General features: G+C 71.8%; 17 protein-coding genes. 12 read left to right on the top strand and 5 right to left on the bottom strand.

All coding sequences use genetic code 11. From position 1 onward, the window contains the following. Positions 1 to 12: 12 nt before the first annotated feature. Complete coding sequence (locus BUE44_RS05355; RefSeq protein ID WP_073494217.1) at positions 13 to 729, top strand: pirin family protein; 717 nt, start codon at positions 13 to 15, stop codon at positions 727 to 729. A gap of 109 nt (positions 730 to 838) precedes the next feature. On the opposite strand, the gene BUE44_RS05360 is transcribed toward BUE44_RS05355, so the two are convergent. After that, a complete protein-coding gene (locus tag BUE44_RS05360) occupies positions 839 to 1,654 on the bottom strand; it encodes a serine hydrolase domain-containing protein (RefSeq protein ID WP_073494219.1) in 816 nt (271 codons plus the stop codon). Positions 1,655 to 1,730: 76 nt separating this feature from the next. Between BUE44_RS05360 and BUE44_RS05365 the strand changes: the two genes are divergently transcribed. Further along, the gene (locus tag BUE44_RS05365; protein ID WP_235001925.1) at positions 1,731 to 2,183 is read left to right on the top strand and encodes a MerR family transcriptional regulator; all 453 of its coding nucleotides are present in this window, start codon (positions 1,731 to 1,733) and stop codon (positions 2,181 to 2,183) included. Continuing rightward, positions 2,183 to 3,199, top strand: coding sequence for an aldo/keto reductase (locus tag BUE44_RS05370; protein WP_073494221.1), 1,017 nt, complete (start codon positions 2,183 to 2,185; stop codon positions 3,197 to 3,199). The genes BUE44_RS05365 and BUE44_RS05370 overlap by 1 nt, the downstream gene beginning before the upstream one ends. A 6-nt stretch (positions 3,200 to 3,205) precedes the next feature. Here BUE44_RS05370 and BUE44_RS05375 read toward each other — a convergent pair whose 3' ends face one another. The 3 genes from BUE44_RS05375 to aceE all read right to left on the bottom strand — a co-directional run bounded on the left by BUE44_RS05375 (position 3,206) and on the right by aceE (position 8,150). Beyond that, complete coding sequence (locus BUE44_RS05375; protein ID WP_079189498.1) at positions 3,206 to 3,934, bottom strand: DUF4429 domain-containing protein; 729 nt, start codon at positions 3,932 to 3,934, stop codon at positions 3,206 to 3,208. Positions 3,935 to 4,004: 70 nt separating this feature from the next. After that, positions 4,005 to 5,207 (bottom strand): alpha/beta hydrolase, encoded by a 1,203-nt coding sequence (locus BUE44_RS05380; RefSeq protein ID WP_407639998.1) that lies wholly within the window; start codon positions 5,205 to 5,207, stop codon positions 4,005 to 4,007. Between the two features lie 195 nt (positions 5,208 to 5,402). Continuing rightward, a complete protein-coding gene (gene aceE, locus BUE44_RS05385; protein ID WP_073494223.1) occupies positions 5,403 to 8,150 on the bottom strand; it encodes a pyruvate dehydrogenase (acetyl-transferring), homodimeric type in 2,748 nt (915 codons plus the stop codon). Positions 8,151 to 8,567: 417 nt separating this feature from the next. Here aceE and BUE44_RS05390 point away from each other — a divergent pair, with 417 nt between their 5' ends. From BUE44_RS05390 to BUE44_RS05415, 6 genes are all read left to right on the top strand, one after another. Then, positions 8,568 to 9,008, top strand: a complete 441-nt coding sequence (locus BUE44_RS05390) for a DUF3052 domain-containing protein (protein WP_073494225.1) — start codon at positions 8,568 to 8,570, stop codon at positions 9,006 to 9,008. A gap of 240 nt (positions 9,009 to 9,248) precedes the next feature. Beyond that, positions 9,249 to 9,725, top strand: a complete 477-nt coding sequence (locus BUE44_RS05395) for a peroxiredoxin (protein WP_073494227.1) — start codon at positions 9,249 to 9,251, stop codon at positions 9,723 to 9,725. Between the two features lie 69 nt (positions 9,726 to 9,794). Further along, positions 9,795 to 10,370, top strand: coding sequence for a TerD family protein (locus BUE44_RS05400; protein ID WP_073494229.1), 576 nt, complete (start codon positions 9,795 to 9,797; stop codon positions 10,368 to 10,370). 30 nt (positions 10,371 to 10,400) lie between these two features. Beyond that, complete coding sequence (locus tag BUE44_RS05405) at positions 10,401 to 10,976, top strand: TerD family protein (RefSeq protein WP_073494231.1); 576 nt, start codon at positions 10,401 to 10,403, stop codon at positions 10,974 to 10,976. A 60-nt stretch (positions 10,977 to 11,036) separates the two neighbouring features. Continuing rightward, the gene (locus tag BUE44_RS05410; protein WP_073494233.1) at positions 11,037 to 12,200 is read left to right on the top strand and encodes a DUF475 domain-containing protein; all 1,164 of its coding nucleotides are present in this window, start codon (positions 11,037 to 11,039) and stop codon (positions 12,198 to 12,200) included. A gap of 81 nt (positions 12,201 to 12,281) precedes the next feature. Then, positions 12,282 to 13,013 (top strand): TerD family protein, encoded by a 732-nt coding sequence (locus BUE44_RS05415; protein ID WP_073494235.1) that lies wholly within the window; start codon positions 12,282 to 12,284, stop codon positions 13,011 to 13,013. A 6-nt stretch (positions 13,014 to 13,019) separates the two neighbouring features. Here the strand turns inward: BUE44_RS05415 and BUE44_RS05420 are convergent, their stop codons facing one another. Further along, positions 13,020 to 13,910: a TerD family protein gene (locus BUE44_RS05420; RefSeq protein ID WP_200804333.1), complete on the bottom strand. Its 891-nt coding sequence runs from the start codon at positions 13,908 to 13,910 to the stop codon at positions 13,020 to 13,022. A gap of 252 nt (positions 13,911 to 14,162) precedes the next feature. Here BUE44_RS05420 and BUE44_RS05425 point away from each other — a divergent pair, with 252 nt between their 5' ends. Genes BUE44_RS05425 through BUE44_RS05435 form a run of 3 tightly spaced genes read left to right on the top strand, consistent with a single transcriptional unit; the run spans position 14,163 to position 18,637 of the window. Next, positions 14,163 to 15,335: an HpcH/HpaI aldolase/citrate lyase family protein gene (locus tag BUE44_RS05425; protein ID WP_073494239.1), complete on the top strand. Its 1,173-nt coding sequence runs from the start codon at positions 14,163 to 14,165 to the stop codon at positions 15,333 to 15,335. Between the two features lie 21 nt (positions 15,336 to 15,356). Beyond that, on the top strand, positions 15,357 to 17,819 hold the full coding sequence (locus tag BUE44_RS05430; protein ID WP_235001912.1) for a phosphoribosyltransferase: 2,463 nt from the start codon (positions 15,357 to 15,359) through the stop codon (positions 17,817 to 17,819). Next, the gene (locus BUE44_RS05435) at positions 17,816 to 18,637 is read left to right on the top strand and encodes an HAD family hydrolase (RefSeq protein WP_200804334.1); all 822 of its coding nucleotides are present in this window, start codon (positions 17,816 to 17,818) and stop codon (positions 18,635 to 18,637) included. Before BUE44_RS05430 ends, BUE44_RS05435 begins: the two co-directional genes overlap by 4 nt. Positions 18,638 to 18,661 lie beyond the last annotated feature (24 nt).

Below are 18,661 nucleotides of genomic sequence, written 5' to 3' on the forward strand. Positions count from 1 at the left end.
TACCGTAGAGGCATGATCGACGTGCGGCGGGCCGCCGACCGCTACGCCGGCGGGGAGCCGGAAGCCGGGGTCGACACCCGGCACGCCTTCTCCTTCTCCGGCTTCTACGACCCCGCGAACATACGGTTCGGGCTGCTCGTCGCGTGCAACGAGGAGCGGCTCGCGCCGGGCGCCGGATTCGCCGAGCACACCCACCGCGACACCGAGATCGTCACCTGGGTGATCGAGGGCGAGCTGGAACACCGGGACGGCGAGGGGCGCGTCGCGCGGCTGCGGGCCGGCGACGCGCAGTGGCTCAGCGCCGGCAGCGGGGTGCGGCACGTGGAGCGCAACGTCGGCGGGTCGACGCTGCGCTTCCTGCAGATGTGGCTGCACCCCGAGGTCTTCGGTGCGCGCCCCGACTACGCGGCGGTGACCGCCCCGGTACCGCCCGGGCCGGGGCTGACGCTGCTGGCGTCCGGGGCGCCCGACGCGACCCCGCCGCTGCGCCTGCGGCAGGGGGCCGCCGCGCTGTGGGCGGGCCGCCCCCTCGGCCCCGAGCACCTCACCCTGCCGCCGGGGGCCTTCTGCTACCTCCACGTGCTCCGCGGGACCGTGCGGCTGGACGGTTCCGCGCTCCACCCGGGCGACGCGGCCAGGGCGACCGGGGAGCCGGCCCTCTCCCTGCACGCGGCGGGCGGCGCCGAGTATCTCTTCTGGTCCATGCGGTCGGAGCCGGCTTTTTCGTAGGGGGGCTCCCCGTGGGCACCCCTTCCCCGCGCCCCGAGACCGTCCCCCGGTGGGTGGCTTGTCGCGCAGTCCCCCGCGCCCCTTTCGGCCTGGGGCGGGGGGAACTCCACTAAGCCGACAAGTCGGCGAGGACCGCGTCGGTGAGGGCGGGCCACAGGGGGTGGGCCCACGGGCCGAACGCGCGGTCGGTGAGGACCGCGCAGGCCGCGGAGGCGGCCGGGTCGAACCACAGGAAGGTGCCGGCCTGGCCGAAGTGGCCGAAGGTCGCGGGGGAGGAGCGGGCGCCGGTCCAGTGCGGGGACTTGCGGGCGCGGATCTCGAAGCCGAGGCCCCAGTCGTTGGGGTCCTGGAGGCCGTAGCCGGGGAGCACGCCCCGGAGCCCGGGGAAGGCGACCTCCGAGGCCAGGGCCACGGAGGACGCGTGCAGGAGGCGCGGCGCCAGCACCTCGGCCGCGAAGCGCGAGAGGTCCGCGGCGGTGGAGATCCCGCTCGCGGCGGGGGAGCCCGGGAGCGTGGTGCCGGTCATGCCCAGCGGCTGGAGCACCGCCTCGTGCAGGTAGGAGGCGAAGGGCATGCCCGCCGCCTTGGCGATCGTGTCGCCGAGGACCTCGAACCCGGCGTTCGAGTAGATCCGCCGGGTGCCGGGCGCGGCCTGCACCCGGTGCTCGTCGAAGGCCAGTCCGGAGGTGTGGGCCAGCAGGTGGCGGACCGTGGAGCCGTCGGGCCCGGCCGGGTCGTCCAGTTCGAAGACGCCCTCCTCGTATGCGATGAGCGCCGCGTAGGCGGTGAGCGGCTTGGTCACCGAGGCCAGCGCGAAGGCGTGGTCCTGCGGCCCGTACGACCCCGCCACCGTGCCGTCCCCGCGGACGACGACCGCCGCCGCGTGCGGAACCGGCCACTGATCGATCAACCGTAGGCTGTCCATATGGTGAGCCTAATGGCCTGCACTTGCCTGGAGTGCGCTCCAAGGTCTTAGCGTGGTGACCATGACGGTCGTGCAGATGGTGAACCAGCAAACCGTTCCGGCCGCGCTGTGCGTGACGGAGGAGACGCATCCGCGGCCCGACGGCAGGGACCAGTACACGATCAGCGAGGTCGCCGCCTTCACCGGGATGAGCGCGCACACCCTGCGCTGGTACGAGCGCATCGGGCTGATGCCGCACGTGGACCGCTCGAACACCGGCCAGCGCCGCTTCAGCAACCGCGACCTCGACTGGCTGGCCTTCGTCGGCAAGCTGCGGCTGACCGGGATGCCGGTCGCCGACATGGTGACGTATGCCGAGCTGGTCAGGGAGGGCAAGCGCACCGAGCCGCAGCGCAAGGCGCTGCTGGAGGCGACCAGGACCGACGTGGTGCAGCGGATCGCCGAGCTGCAGGACACCCTGACGGTGCTGGATTACAAGATCGGGACGTATGCGGGCGCCGAGCAGGCGCCGGAGAGGACAGGCGCGTGATGTCGGCTGATCTGATGGGGACGGTACGACTGGGCAAGGACGGGCCCGTGGTGGGCGTCCAGGGCCTGGGCTGCATGGGAATCAGCGAGTTCTACGGCGACACGGACGAGGCCGCGGCCCGCGAGACGCTGGAGACCGCGTTCGACGCCGAGGTGACCCTCTACGACACGGCCGACATGTACGGCCAGGGCGCCAACGAGGAATTCCTCGCGCCCTTCGTCAAGGCGCACCGCGACGAGATCACCCTGGCGACGAAGTTCGCCAACGAGCGCAGGCCCGACGACCCGTCCTACCGGGCGATCCGCAACGACCCGCCGTACATCCGGCAGGCCGTCGACGCCAGCCTGCGCAGGCTCGGCGTCGACGTCATCGACCTCTACTACATGCACCGCCGCGACCCGCGGGTGCCGCTGGCCGAGTCGGTCGGCGCGATGGGCGAGCTGGTGACCGCGGGCAAGGTGCGCTTCCTGGGCCTGTCGGAGGTGACCGGCGCGGAGCTGCGCGAGGCGTACGCGCAGCACCCGATCACCGCGGTCCAGTCGGAGTGGTCGCTCTTCAGCCGGGACGTGGAGCGGTCGGTGGTCGGCGCGGCGGCGGAGCTCGGCGTGGCCTTCGTGCCGTACTCGCCGCTCGGCCGCGGCTTCCTGACCGGTGCCTTCCAGGACGCCGGCAGCGAGCTGTCCGAGAGCGACATCCGGCGCCACCAGCCGCGTTTCACCGGCGCCAACGCCCGGCACAACGCGGACCTGCTGGAGCCGGTCCGCAAGATCGCGGCGGCCCACGAGGCCACCCCCGGGCAGATCGCGCTGGCCTGGGTGCACCAGCGGGCCCAGGTGCACGGCCTGCCCGTCGTTCCGATCCCCGGCACCCGCCGCGCCGCCCGCGTACGGGAGAACGTCGCGGCGGCCCGCATCACGCTGGACGCGGCGGAGCTGGCCGAGCTGGAGCCGATCGCGGCACGGGTCCTCGGCGACCGCTACCCGGACATGAGCACGACGGCCGCGGCGCGCGAGTAGCGGCCCTTACGGCTGCTGCCGTACGCGGACGGCCCGGATCGCGGACAGCACCGCCGCCGCGAAGGGCAGCGACTCGTGCACGGGCCCGTAGCCGAGCCCGAAGATGACGGCGGCGGGGTCCTGGTCGGGTTCACCCGGCGGGGGGCCGCCGCCGTTCCTGCGCAGCAGCCGCAGGTAGCCGTGCAGCATCTCGGGGGAGCGCCAGTCGACGCCGCTCAGCTCCTCGACCGGGAAGCTCTGGTCGCCCGCCTTCCACTTCGCCGAGGACGCGCCGGTCCAGAACCAGCGGAAGCTGACGGTGCGTCCGTCGAAGAGCGCCTTGCCGTCATAGGCCTTGAAGGACAGCGGCGGTGACGGCGCCTCGACCAGGAACCTGCCCGGCAGGTCGTCGGCCGGGCCACCGCCGATCCTCGCGCGCAGCTCGTCGCGGTAATACTCGGCCAGGGTGCTGAACTCCTCCGGGACGATGAGCCGGTAGGGGTCCGCGCTGTCCTTCAACTGCCCGCCGGCCGCCTCGATCAGCGGATCGGCTGCCGGGCGCGGTGCCGCGCGCAGGATGACATGCCCGCGGCGCCCGTCCGCCAGGTCCACGGACGCCAGCGCGGCGTGCGGCACCCGCCGCTCCCCGAGCACCTGCAGCAGCCGCGCCCCCCGGGCCCCCCGGCTGTACCGGATCACGACGGCGTCGGGCTCGAACTCCCATACGGCATTGCTTCCGGCCAGCACATCGCCCATACGGCCAGCCTATTCCCCCGCGCGGCCGCGCCCCCGGTGACCGGCCCCGCGCGGTGCGTCCCCGCCCCTGTCAGGCCAGCCCGGCGGTGCACGCCGCGGAGGGGGCCCCGTCGCAGGTGACGGTCGCGTAGGAGCCCAGCGCGATGGAGGTGAAGTTGGTCAGGCTCGCGGTGCCCGGCGCGAAGTAGCCCGGGTGGCCGGCGGCGCCGCGGGCGCTCACGACGCGGGCGCCGAATTTGGCCGAGACCGGGTCCGTACCGTGGCCGAGGCCGGCGAATTCGAGGTGCGGGACGTCCTCGATCCAGTCGCCGCTGTCCCTGGCCGCCCACACGTTCGCCGTGGTGTGCAACTGCGAGGCCCGCCGCACGTGCATCCCCGGGCTGCCGAAGACGGTGATGTCGGCGACCTGGCCCGGGGCCAGGCCCGGTGCGGCCACCCCGCACAGCACCGAACCGTAGGAGTGGCAGAAGAGCGAGACCCGCTGCCGCCGGGGCAGCGCGCTGAGCAGGGCCAGCAGCCGCACGGCGCCGTGCTCGGCCAGGTTCGCGGTGGACGCGTCGAGGCCGACGCCGCTGGGGGTCACGTAGTCGGCCCAGGCGATCACCGCGGTCCTCGCGCCGGGCTCGGCGGCCCGCTCCCGCCGGTAGAGGGCGCGGGCCATGCCGGCCGGGGCGGAGTACGCCTTCCCGGCCCGCTCGAAGGTGAGGATGTTGGTGTCCACGCCGGGCACCACCACCGCCACCCGCGTCGCGGTCGTCAGGTTGCCGAGGACCTCGGCGGCCAGGCCCGCGCCGCTGGGGTCGAAGGCCAGGATCTGCCGGTGGCGGGAGAGCAGCGAGGCGTAGCGGGCGGCCCGGCGTCCCGCGTCCCTGCGGCCGGCCGGCGTCAGCGTGTTCCCCGAGGCGCGGGCCAGCTCGTCGATGCGGGCCTTGACCAGTGCCAGGCGGTTGGCCTGGTAGCGCAGCGCGAGGGGGACCCCGTCGAGGTTGCCGACGACCAGCGGGAAGCGGCGGGTGAGGCGCAGCGCCTGCGGGCGGGTGAGCGCGGCGAAGAAGCGGGCGACCGCGCCGGCCGGCGCGGTGTCCGGGTCGGGCAGCCGGCGGCCGCCGGCGGTGGCGCGCAGCCATGCGGTGACCGCCGCGGTCCGCGCGTCGGCCGGGCCGTCCGGGCGTACCGCCGTCCACCCGGTGGTGGCCAGCATGACGAAGACCACGGCGAGCGCCAGCGTCGCGCGGAAGAAGGTCGAACTCATACGCGCTTCGAGCAGGGTCACCCGCGGCTGCCTTCCGGAAGACGCCCGCGCGAGGGTCCGGGCGGGTCGGCCCAGCGTAGAAGATCACGGGCGCCCTCCGGACGCGGAATTCCGGGGATCAGGTTTCGCGCGGGCGTTTCCGGAAAGAGGTGGTGGCCGGAAAACGCCGGAGCCCCGGCCGGCGTGCTGCCGGTCCGGGGCTCCGCGAGCGGTGCGTCAGGCGTCGCCGCCGGCCGCGCCGGGGTCGGCCGCGGCCACGTCGAGCAGCTGATACCGGTCCACGGCCTGCTTGAGCACCGACCGGTCGATCTTCCCGTCGCGGGCCAGCTCGGTGAGCACCGCCAGCACGATCGACTGCGCGTCGATGTGGAAGAAACGGCGTGCGGCCCCGCGCGTGTCGGCGAAGCCGAAACCGTCCGCGCCCAGCGAGGTGTAGCGGCCGGGCACCCAGCGGGCGATCTGGTCGGGCACCGCGCGCATCCAGTCGGAGACCGCCACGAACGGCCCCTGCGCCCCGGAGAGCTTCCGGGTCACGTACGGGACCTGCTGCTCCTCCTCGGGGTGCAGCAGGTTGTGCTCCTCGACGGCCACGGCGTCGCGCCGCAGCTCGTTCCAGGACGTCGCGGACCACACGTCGGCCCGGACGTTCCACTCGGCGGCGAGCAGCCGCTGCGCCTCGACCGCCCACGGCACGGCCACGCCGGACGCCATGATCTGCGCCGGGATGGCGCCGGACTCGCCGGACTTGAAGCGGTAGACGCCCTTGAGGATGCCCTCGACGTCCACGTCGGCGGGCTCGGCCGGGTGCTGGATCGGCTCGTTGTAGACGGTCAGGTAGTAGAAGACGTCCTCGCCGGGCCTGCCGTCGGCGGTCGGGCCGTACATCCGGCGCAGGCCGTCCTGCACGATGTGCGCGATCTCGTAGCCGTAGGCCGGGTCGTAGGCGACACAGGCCGGGTTGGTGGACGCCAGCAGCTGGGAGTGGCCGTCGGCGTGCTGCAGGCCTTCACCCGTGAGGGTGGTCCGTCCGGCGGTGGCGCCCAGCACGAAGCCGCGGGCCAGCTGGTCGGCCATCTGCCAGAACTGGTCACCGGTGCGCTGGAAACCGAACATCGAGTAGAAGACGTAGACCGGGATCAGCGGCTCGCCGTGGGTGGCGTACGCCGAACCCGCGGCGATGAGCGACGCCGTACAGCCCGCCTCGGAGATGCCGTCGTGCAGCATCTGCCCGGTCGGCGACTCCTTGTACGCCAGCAGCAGCTCGCGGTCGACCGACTCGTACTGCTGGCCCAGCGGGTTGTAGATCTTCGCGCTCGGGAAGAACGCGTCCATGCCGAAGGTGCGGTACTCGTCGGGGGCGATCAGCACGAACCGCTTGCCGATCTCCTTGTCCCGCATCAGGTCCTTGAGCACCCGCACGAAGGCCATCGTGGTGGCGATGGACTGCTGTCCCGAGCCCTTCTTCGCCGTCGCGTAGGCCTTGTCGTCCGGCAGCGGCAGCGGCTTGGCGCGGACGATCCGGGTCGGTACGTAGCCACCGCAGGCCTTGCGGTGGTCGTGCATGTACTGGATCTCCTCGGAGTCCCGGCCCGGGTGGTAGTAGGGCGGGTAGCCCTCGTCCAGCTGCCGGTCGGTGATCGGCAGGTGCAGCCGGTCCCGGAAGCGCTTGAGGTCGTCGACCGTGAGCTTCTTCATCTGGTGGGTCGCGTTGCGGCCCTCGAAGTTCGGTCCCAGCGTCCAGCCCTTGATGGTCTGGGCGAGGATCACCGTCGGCTGGCCCTTGTGCTCCATGGCCGCGGTGTAGGCCGCGAAGACCTTGCGGTGGTCGTGGCCGCCGCGCCCGAGGTGCAGGATCTGCTCGTCGGTGAGGTCCTCGACCATCTTGCGCAGCCGCTGGTCGTCGCCGAAGAAGTGCTCGCGGATGTACGCACCGGTCTCGGTGGCGTACGTCTGGAACTGCCCGTCCGGCGTGATGTTCATCTTGTTGACCAGCAGGCCGTCGCGGTCCTGGGCCAGCAGCGGGTCCCAGGAGCGGTCCCAGACGAGCTTGATCACGTTCCAGCCGGCGCCGCGGAACTGCGACTCCAGCTCCTGGATGATCTTGCCGTTGCCGCGTACCGGGCCGTCGAGCCGCTGCAGGTTGCAGTTGACCACGAAGGTCAGGTTGTCCAGGCCCTCGCGGGCGGCGATGGACAGCTGGCCCAGCGACTCGGGCTCGTCCATCTCGCCGTCGCCGAGGAAGGCCCACACGTGCGACGCGGAGGTGTCGGCGATGCCGCGCGCCTCCATGTAGCGGTTCATCCTGGCCTGGTAGATCGCGCCCAGCGGGCCCAGGCCCATGGACACGGTCGGGAACTCCCAGAAGTCCGGCATCAGCCGCGGGTGCGGGTAGCTGGACAGCCCGTGGGGCGCCTTGGACTTCTCCTGCCGGAAGGCGTCGAGCTGCGCCTCGCTCAGCCGGTCGAGCAGGAAGGCGCGGGCGTAGATGCCCGGCGAGGCGTGGCCCTGGAAGAAGATCTGGTCGCCGCCGCGGCCGTCGTCCTTGCCGCGGAAGAAGTGGTTGAAGCCCACGTCGTAGAGCGAGGCGGACGACGCGAAGGTCGCGATGTGCCCGCCGACACCGATACCGGGGCGCTGCGCGCGGGAGACCATCACCGCGGCGTTCCACCGGGTCGCGTTCAGGATGCGGCGCTCGATCTCCTCGTTGCCGGGGAAGAACGGCTCGTCCTTGGTCGCGATGGTGTTCACGTAGTCGCTGCTGCGCATCTCGGGCACCGCCACCCGCTTCTCGCGGGCGCGTTCGATGAGGCGCAGCATCAGGTAGCGGGCACGCTCACGGCCGCGCTCGTCGATGGCCGCGTCCAGCGAGTCCAGCCATTCCGCCGTCTCCTCGGGATCGAAATCCGGGACCTGGCTGGGAAGGCCGCCAATGATGATCGGGTTGCGATCGGATCCGGAAGCCACGCTTTTCCTTTGCTGCTCGTCGGTGCTCGGTGCTCTACTGGGCCGCGCCGCATCCATCGTGTACCGCGCTGCGCGAAACGTCATCTCTACCCAGTGGTAACCGCAGGGCCTGCGGGACGGCGGCTGCGGGACCGGTGGTCGCCCCTGCGGCCAAACCTGAACTCTACGCCCACTCGGACGTACGGCCGACTGGCGGCGCCAATCGTGCGCAACACCGGCAAACCGTCGTGAGCTGCGTCACCATGGGGGGTACGGGTTGCGGCGACACGGTCGAATCGTCACTGTTTCGGCGGTCTCGTACGCCGGGTACTTGCGCGATCCGCCGCGCCCGTGTGGACTACCGCCAATAAGTCCGCGTGCGCGCGGGCACACACTGGACTGAGACGAACCGACAGTCCCCATGACAGGAGGCAAAGCGTGAGCGCGACCGCGGACCACGCGGAGGAGCGGACCAACCCGGCGAGCCGGCTTGGTTTCGAGCCCGGACAGGTGGTCCAGGAGCTCGGGTACGACGAGGACTGCGACCAGGAGCTTCGCGAGGGGATCGAGGAGCTCACGGGCGAGGAGCTCGCCGATGAGGATTACGACGACGTGCCCGACGCCGTCCTGCTGTGGTTCCGCGAGGACGACGGCGACCTCACCGACGCGCTGGTCGACGCCACGTCGACCGTCGACCCCGGCGCCCCGATCTGGCTGATGACCCCCAAGACGGGCCGTGACGGCCACGTCGAGCCCAGCGAGATCGGTGAGGCGGCGCAGACGGCCGGTCTCGCACAGACCAGCAGCGTCAACGCTGCCAAGGACTGGACCGGCAGCCGCCTCGTGACCCCCAAGACGGCCCGCGCCGGCAAGCGCTGACCCCGGCCTCGGCGGTCGACGGTTTCCCGGCCCCCCGTTTCGGGGGTGCTGCCGTCGGCCGCGTACCACTTGCCTGGCCGGCCGCGCGGTTCCCCGCGCCCTTAAACAGCTCGGCCTCTCCCAGAGGGCAACGACCAGGGGCGCGGGGAACCGCGCGACAAGCCCGCCACCGGCGGGAAGTCCGGGGGCAGCCCGAGCCCGGCAGGGCGTGCGGCACCCCCGAGGAGGGATGCTCGCGCCATGAGCGCAATCGGAACCGCGGCAGCGGACTTCGCGCTGCCCGACCAGCACGGCCGCACGGTCGGCCTTGCGGACTTCCGCGGCCGGAAGAACGTCGTGCTGGTGTTCTACCCCTTCTCGTTCACCGGAGTGTGCGCCGGTGAGCTGCAGGCGCTGCAGGCCCAGTCGGCGGCCTTCGAGCGCGAGGACGCGCAGATCCTCGCCGTCTCCTGCGACTCCATGCACACCCAGCGGGTCTTCTCGGACCAGGAGGCACTCGACCTCCCGCTGCTCTCCGACTTCTGGCCGCACGGCGCGGCCGCCCGCGCATACGGGGTGTTCGCCGAGGACAAGGGCTGCGCCCTGCGCGGCACCTTCGTGATCGACCGCGGCGGCATCGTCAGGTGGTCCGTGGTCAACGAACTGCCCGACGCGCGCGACCTTCATGAGTACGTAAAGGCGCTGGAAGCGGTGCGGTCCGGGGGAACCGGTCACTAAGCTCGGCTCGTTGATCGGGCACATCGGCCCGGCGGCCACACGTACACATCGAACGATAGGGGAGGACTCGTGGGAGTCAGCCTGAGCAAGGGTGGCAACGTCTCGCTGACCAAGGAGGCCCCCAATCTCACGGCGGTCGTCGTCGGTCTGGGCTGGGACGCGAGGACGACCACCGGATCCGACTTCGACCTCGACGCGAGCGCGCTGCTGACGAACGAGACCGGCAAGGTGCTGTCGGACCAGCACTTCGTGTTCTTCAACAACCTGCGCAGCCCGGACGGCTCGGTCGAGCACACCGGTGACAACCTCACGGGTGAGGGCGAGGGCGACGACGAGGTCATCAACGTCAACCTCGCCGGGGTGCCCGCCGACGTCGTGAAGATCGTCTTCCCGGTGTCCATCTACGAGGCCGAGTCGCGCCAGCAGAGCTTCGGCCAGGTGCGCAACGCCTACATCCGGGTGCTGAACGCGGCGGACCAGCGCGAGCTGGCCCGCTACGACCTGACCGAGGACGCCTCGACGGAGACCGCGATGGTCTTCGGCGAGCTGTACCGGCACGGCGGCGAGTGGAAATTCCGCGCCATCGGCCAGGGCTACGCCTCGGGCCTGCGGGGCATCGCGCAGGACTTCGGCGTCAACGTCTGAGCAGCACCCGCCAAGGGGGAAAGGACCACCATGGGCGTCACGCTCGCCAAGGGAGGCAACGTCTCCCTGTCCAAGGCCGCGCCGAATCTCACCCGGGTGCAGATCGGCCTGGGCTGGAGGGCCCGTTCGACCACCGGGGCCGACTTCGACCTGGACGCCAGCGCGCTGCTGTGCGGCAACGGCCGGGTGCTGGGGGACGACTTCTTCGTCTTCTACAACAACCTCAAGTCCCCGGAGGGCTCGGTCGAGCACACCGGCGACGATCTGACCGGCGGCAGCGGTGGTGACGACGAGACGATCCTGGTGGACCTGACGCTGGTCCCGCCGCAGGTCGACAAGATCGTCTTCCCGGTCTCGATCTACGACGCGGATGCCCGGGTGCAGACGTTCGGGCAGGTCAGCGACGCCTACATCCGGGTGCTCAACCAGTCGGACGGCGCCGAGCTGGCCCGTTACGACCTGACGGAGGACGCCTCGACGGAGACCGCGATGATCTTCGGCGAGCTGTACCGATACGGCGGCGAGTGGAAGTTCAGAGCCGTAGGGCAGGGGTACGCGTCCGGACTACGCGGCATCGCCCTAGACTTCGGGGTCAACGTTTCGTAAAGCCGCGTACCGCGCGGGGAACCTCGTGGTCACAGGTCACAAGGATTGGGTGGGAAGCTCGTGCTCCTCAGAACTTTCGGCTGGTCGCTCGGCATCACAGCCGCCGGCTTGGTCCTGGCCTTCGTGCTCTGGGGAGGGAAGGGACTCGCGATCGTCGCGATCCTGTCCATCCTTGAGATCTCCCTCTCCTTCGACAACGCCGTGATCAACGCGGGCATCCTGCGGAAGCTGAACCGCTTCTGGCAGAAGATGTTCCTCACCGTCGGCGTGCTCATCGCGGTCTTCGGCATGCGGCTGGTCTTCCCGATCATCATCGTGGCGATCACCGCGAAACTGAGCCCGTGGGAGGCCGTCAAGGTCGCGATCAACGACCACGACCGCTACGAGGCGCTGGTCACCGGAGCGCACCCGGCCATCGCGGCCTTCGGCGGGATGTTCCTGCTGATGATCTTCCTGGACTTCATCTTCGAGGAGCGCGAGATCACCTGGCTCGGCTGGCTGGAGAAGCCGCTGGCCAAGCTCGGCAAGCTGGACATGCTCTCGGTCGCGATCGCGCTGATCGCCCTGGTCATCGTGGCCACCACGGTCGCCACCGGCGTGCCGGTGCACGGCGGGCACGGCACGATCGACAAGGCGGAGACGGTGCTGCTCGCCGGTGTCGGGGGTCTGATCACCTACCTCGTGGTCGGCGGCGTCTCCGGCTTCTTCGAGGAGCGCCTCGAAGAGGACGAGGACGAGGACGACGCCGAGGAGGCCGGGGACGGCGAGCAGGCCGCGCAGCCGGCCGGCAGCGGCCCCACCGCGGGACAGGTCGCGGGCCTGGCCGGCAAGGCCGCCTTCTTCATGTTCCTTTACCTGGAGGTCATCGACGCCTCCTTCTCCTTCGACGGTGTCGTCGGCGCCTTCGCCATCAGCAACGACATCTTCGAGATCGCACTCGGCCTCGGCATCGGCGCGATGTACATCAGGTCGCTGACCGTCTTCCTGGTCCGCAAGGGCACCCTGGACGACTACGTCTACCTGGAGCACGGCGCGCACTACGCGATCGGCGCACTGTCGGTCATCCTGCTGATCACGATCAAGTACAACGTCAGCGAGGTGATCACCGGCCTGGTCGGCGTGGTGCTGATCGCCGCTTCGTACTGGTCGTCGGTGGTACGCAACCGCCGTGTCGGGGAAGGATCCCAGTCGGACGACAAGTCGGAGATCACGACCGGCGTGTGACCGGTCGTACGGCGAGAGCTGCCCCCGTCGTCCGGCGGGGGCAGCGGTGTGTGCGGGCAAGTAGGGGAGGGGTGGCGGCAGATGGCGTGGTGGGACTTCTTCCGGCCGAGCGGCGCCGGCCAGTTCGACGTCGCGAACGCGCACACGGTGGAGCTGACCAAACGGCATCCCGTGGTGTCGCTGACCAAGAACGGCGCCGCGGTCGGCAACATGCGCGTCAACCTGTCGTGGTCGATGCGCACGTCGGACACCGGCGGCTGGCACAGTGACAAACGCGGCTTCCTGCGCCGCCAGTTCGACATCTTCCGGCCGCAGGTGGTGCAGGCGGCCGGACCGGCGATGGTCAACGTCGACCTGGACCTGGCGTGCATGTACGAGCTGGCCGACGGCTCCAAGGGCGTCGTCCAGCCGCTGGGCAACTTCCTCGGCGACCTCGACGCGCCGCCGTACATCCAGATGAGCGGCGACGACCGCTTCGGCGGCACCTCGGGCGAGACGCTCTACATCAACTTCGACAAGCGCGACGAGTTCAAGCGGCTGCTGGTCTTCGTGTACATCTACGACGGCACGCCCGCCTTCGACCGCACCCACGCCAAGGTGGAGATCTTCCCCGGCTCCGGCCCGCGGATCGAGATCCCGCTGACCGAGCGGGAGCCGCAGGCCCGCTCCTGCGCGGTGGTGCTGATCGAGAACCACAAGGGCGAGCTGACCGTGCGCCGCGAGGTCAAGTACATCTACGGCTTCCAGGCCGAGATCGACCGGCTGTACGGCTGGGGGCTCCAGTGGGGCCGCGGCTACAAGTCCAAGGTGTGACCGGTCTCAGCGACCGGGCTGGAACTGCGGGCCCTGCGGGGGCAGCGTGAAGGCCGTGGCGCCGCCCGCCGCCGCGGCCGCGCCGACCGGCTGCGGGTAGCCGTACGCCGGATATCCCGGCTGCGGCTGCTGGTGCACCGGCGGGGCGGTCGGCGGGGGCGGCACGGCGGCGACGGGCTGCGGGTAGCCGTAGGCGGGCTGTGCGGGCACGTGACCGCCCGCGGGGGACGGCAGCGGGTAGCCGTAGGCGCTGGTCGGCCCGAGGTCGGGCTGCTGGGCCCTGGTGGGCTCCGAGGCCTGGGACGGAGCGCCCTGGGGCTGGGCGGGCGGGTCGGCGCGGTCGGCGTCCGGCTCCATGTCGTCCACCGTGATGCCGAACTCGGTGGCCAGGCCCACCAGGCCGGTCGTGTAGCCCTGCCCGACCGCCCGGAATTTCCAGCCGCCGTCCTTGCGGTACAGCTCGCCGCAGTTCAGCGCGGTCTCACCGCCGGTGTCCGGGTGGACGTCGAAGGTGACCAGCGGGGCGTGCCGGGGCCCCGAGGTGTCGTACAGCAGCACGCACAGGTCGCGGACCTGCCGGAAGGACCCGCCGTCGCAGGAGGCGGCGATCACCACCCGGTCGATCCCGGCCTCCAGCGCGGCCAGGTCGACCTCCACGGTGTCGGTCAGGCCCTCGGCGACCCGCTGCTTGGGCAGGTGGCGGGCCAACCCGGAGGGGTGCCGCGGCTCGTTGTAGAAGACGAAGTCGTCGTCCGAGCGCACCCGGCCGTCGCTGCCGAGCAGCAGCACGGAGGCGTCCACGTCCGGCGTGCCGGAGCCGGGGCTCCAGCGCAGCACCGCCCTGATGCCCGGGGCGTCGAGGGGGACGTTCGAGCCCTTCACCATCACGTGCGTCATGCCCGTCATCCTGCCCTTCCCACCGGGCGGGCCACAACGCCGGGGGCCGGTCGGCCGGAAGATCGTCCGTAACGTGACATGTCCGGCGGGCCGCCGCGCGGGCGCACCGTTTGCCCCCGGCCCGCGGAAGGTCACATGGTGGACCTGCGGCGGTTACTTGTATTTCACGCGGGAAGGGAACGTCTGTCGCATGCTCGCCCGTACGATAATCGGCCAGATGTCCTCAAGGCCCGTATGTTGAAAGGGGGCGCAATGCGACACTTCGGACACCTCGCCGCGGAGACGAGGGATGAACTGTTCCACCGCGAGCCGCAGGAGTTCACAGCCGACTCACCGGCGCACACCCTCGCGGCCGCCCTCGGGGCCACCCTCTACAGCCCCGGCACCCGCACCACCCTCGCCGACGACGTGCGCAAGCAGGCCGCCCGCGGGGTCGTGTCCATGGTGCTGTGCCTGGAGGACTCCATCGACGACCGGGACGTGCCCGCGGGCGAGGCCAACCTCGTCCGGCAGTTCCGTGAGCTGGCCGACCGCCCCGGCGCGTCCGGCGAGATCCCGCTGCTCTTCATCCGGGTCCGCACTCCCGCCCAGATCAGCGACCTCGTGGAGCGCCTCGGCGACAGCGTGGAGCTGCTCTCCGGCTTCGTTCTGCCCAAATTCACCGAGGAGACCGGCGTCCCCTTCCTGGAGGCGCTCAGCGCCGCGGAGGTCGCCTGCGGCCGCCGGCTCTTCGCCATGCCGGTCCTGGAGTCGCCCGAGCTGCTGCACCTGGAAAGCCGGGTCGAGACGCTCTACGGCATCTCCCGCACCGTCGACAAATTCCGCGACCGGGTGCTCGCTCTGCGACTCGGCGTGACCGATTTCTGCTCCTCCTACGGGCTGCGCCGCGCCCCCGCCATGACCGCCTACGACGTCCAGATCGTCGCCGCGGTGATCGCCGATGTCGTCAACGTGCTCGGCCGCGCCGACGGCAGCGGCTTCGTCGTGACCGGGCCGGTCTGGGAATACTTCCGCCACCAGGAGCGGATGTTCAAGCCGCAGCTGCGCCGCAGCCCCTTCAGCCCCGAGGCCGAGGACCTGCGCGAGGCGCTGCTGGAGCGGGACATGGACGGCCTGCTGCGCGAGATCGAGCTGGACCGCGCCAACGGCCTCCAGGGCAAGACCTGCATCCACCCCACCCACGTGCCCGTCGTGCACGCGCTGAGCGTGGTCACCCACGAGGAGTTCACCGACGCCGCCGACATCCTGCACGAGGACCGCAGCGGCGGCGGGGTCCTGCGCTCCGCTTACACGAACAAGATGAACGAGGTCAAGCCGCACCGGGCCTGGGCCGAGCGCACCCTGCGCAGGGCCGAGGCCTTCGGGGTCGCCCGTGAGGGCATCAGCTTCGTCGAGCTGCTCGCGGCCAGCCTGCCGCAGACCTGACCAGGCATCCTTGTAGTAATCATGGAAACCACGGAAGAAGACCGCCACCGCATGCTGACGACGACACCGCCCTGGACAGGACAGTGGGTCGCCGACCGCCTCGGCATCGCGCTGCACGGTGCGGGACCGCACGGCGAGGACCTGCGCGACCTGCTGGGCCTGGCCCTGCGGCGCAACCCCAAGCGGGCCCACCTGCTCGTGTCGAACGTGCTCGGCAAGCACGTCCCGCAGCGCCCCGGCACGGTCTACGGGCACGCCTACGACCTCGGCCTGCGGGTCCGCGCCCTGCTGGGCGAGCAGGAGGCCGCCAGGGCCGTCGTCGTCGGCTACGCCGAGACCGCCACCGGGCTCGGCCACGCGGTCGCCGACGGCGTCGGGGCCGTGCCCTACCTGCACTCCACCCGGCGCGAGGTGCCCGGCATGGCCTCCGGCGGCGCCTTCGAGGAGGAGCACAGCCACGCCACCGGCCACCTGCTGCTTCCCGAGGACCCCTGCCTGCTCGGCGGGACCGGACCGCTTGTGCTGGTCGACGACGAGTTCTCCACCGGGCAGACCGTCCTCAACACCGTCCGCGACCTGCACCGCCGCCACCCGCGCGAGCGCTACGTCGTCGTCGCGCTCACCGACATGCGCTCCCCGGCCGACCACGCCAGGCTCAGCGCCGCCGCCGCGGAGCTCGGCGCCCGCGTGGACGTCCTGTCGACGGCCGCGGGGGCGGTGACCCTCCCCGAGGGCGTGCTGGCCCGCGCGCAGGCCCTGGTGGCCTCCTGCCGGCCAGCGCAGGCCCCGCAGGCCCCCGCGGCGCCCCCGGTGCGGGTCGATCTCGGCTGGCCCGCCGGGATACCCGACGGCGGCAGGCACGGCTTCCTGCCCGCGCACCGCGAGCGCCTGGAGGCCGCGCTGCCCGCGATGGGCGCCCGGCTGTCCGCCGCCCTGCCCGCCGACGCCCGCCGGGTCCTCGTCCTCGGCAACGAGGAGCTGATGTACGCACCCCTGCGGCTCGCGCAGGCACTGGAAGCGCACGGCGGCGCCGAGACGTACTTCTCCAGCACCACCCGCTCACCCGTACTCGCCGTGGACGACCCCGGCTACGCCATCCGCAGCCGCCTGGTCTTCCCCGCGCACGACGGACCCGCCGACGACGGATCGCGCGAGCGGTACGCGTACAACGTCGCGGGCGGCGACTTCGACGCCGTGCTCTGCGTCGTCGACTCCGCCGGCGACACCCCCGCCCTGCACGCGCCCGACGGGCTGCTCGCGCAACTCGCCGCGCACACGCGGACGGTGCTGCTCGCCGTCGTGCCCTCCTACCGACCGAACGGAAACCCTGGCCCCATGAGTGCATCCACCCGGCCGCTGCGCGGACCCGCCTTCGGATCGTATGCGCCGGACGAGGTGGGCTGGCTGCTCAAGGACCTCTCCGACGTCCCCCTCGAAGCGCCCACCGAGGAGCGGGAGGAGGCCATACAGAGCGGCGGCGCCCACTACGCGGAATCGCTGCCGGTCGAATACCAGCCCAGCCCGGAATACCAGGACCTCTTCAAGGCGGCGCTGGCCACCTCGGCCGAGCGGATCGCCCGCGCCGTCGGCGCCGTCACCGAACTGGTGCTCGCCGAACGCGGCCCGGACGCCGTCCTGGTGTCACTGGCCAGGGCAGGCACCCCCGTCGGCGTGCTGATGCGCCGCTGGGCCAGGCACACCCACGGCCTCGACCTGCCGCACTACGCCGTCTCCATCGTCCGTGGCCGCGGCATCGACCGCGCCGCGCTGAGCTGGCTGGCCGCCCACCACGACCCGGCCGACGCCGTCTTCGTCGACGGCTGGACGGGCAAGGGCGCCATCACCCGCGAACTGGCCGACGCCATGGCCGACTTCCCCGGCTTCCGCCCGGAGATCGCCGTCCTCGCCGACCCCGGCGGCTGCGTGTCCACCTACGGCACCCGCGACGACTTCCTGATCCCCTCCGCGTGCCTCAACTCCACGGTGTCCGGGCTGGTGTCGCGCACCGTGCTGCGTGCCGACCTCATCGGGCCCGGCGAATTCCACGGCGCCAAGTTCTACCGCGACCTGGCCGGCGCGGACGTATCCGCGCTCTTCCTCGACACCGTCACCGCCGCCTTCGACACGGTCGGCGACGGCGTCGCCGAGGACGTCAAGTCGCTGCGCTCCCAGGACCGTTCGCCCACCTGGGCCGGCTGGGCCGCCGTCGAGCGGATCAGCGAGGAATACGGCATCGGCGATATCAACCTCGTCAAGCCCGGCGTCGGCGAGACCACCCGGGTGCTGCTGCGCCGCGTTCCCTGGAAGATCCTCGCCCAGCGCGGCGCCGGCGCCGACCTCGACCACGTGCGGCTGCTCGCCGCGCAGCGCGGGGTGCCCGTCGAGGAGACCGACGGCCTGCCCTACTCCTGCGTCGGCCTCATCCACCCGCGCTACACCCGCGGTGCCACCGGCACCGACGGCAAGGCGGTGTCGGGCCGGTGAACCGCACCCACAGCCGGACGATCGTCGCCAGCGACCTCGACCGCACCCTCATCTACTCCGCCGCCGCACTCGCCCTGGGCATGCCCGACGAGGACGCGCCCCGGCTGCTGACCGTCGAGGTCCACGAGGCCAGGCCGCTGTCCTACATGACCGAGGCCGCCGGCCGACTGCTGGTCGAACTCGCCGACGCCGTACGCTTCGTGCCCGCCACGACCCGTACGCGCAAGCAGTACCGCCGCATCAGCCTGCCCGGGCCGCAGCCGAGTTACGCGATCTGCGCGAACGGGGGGCACCTGCTGGCCGGCGGTCGCACCGACCACGACTGGAACGCCGAGATGCGCCGCCGGCTTGCCGACGGCTCGGCTCCCCTCGCCGAGGTGCGGGCCCACCTCGCCGCCACCGCGGACCCCGAATGGCTCCGCAAGGAACGCGTCGCCGAGGACCTCTTCGCCTACCTCGTCGTCGACCGCGACCGCCTCCCCGGCGGCTGGGTCAAGGAACTCGCGGCCTGGGCCGAGCCCTTGGGCTGGACCGTCTCCCTCCAGGGCCGCAAGATCTACGCCGTCCCCAAGCCCCTGTCCAAGAGCGCCGCCCTCGCCGAGGTCGTCCACCGCACCGGAGCGGACCGCGTCCTGGCCGCGGGCGACTCCCTCCTGGACGCCGACCTCCTCTCGGCGGCGGACTCCGGCTGGACGCCGGGCCACGGCGAACTCGCCGACACCGGCTGGACGGCCCCCCACGTCACGGCCCTCACCACGGGCGGCGTCGCCGCCGGCGAGCAGATCCTCCGCCACTTCCTGGCGGCGGCCGCCGCGTAAGCCCCCTGCGGTGCGCGCGGGCAA

Origin of the sequence: Actinacidiphila paucisporea (genome assembly GCF_900142575.1) — a bacterium.
In the GTDB taxonomy this organism is placed as follows: domain Bacteria; phylum Actinomycetota; class Actinomycetes; order Streptomycetales; family Streptomycetaceae; genus Actinacidiphila; species Actinacidiphila paucisporea.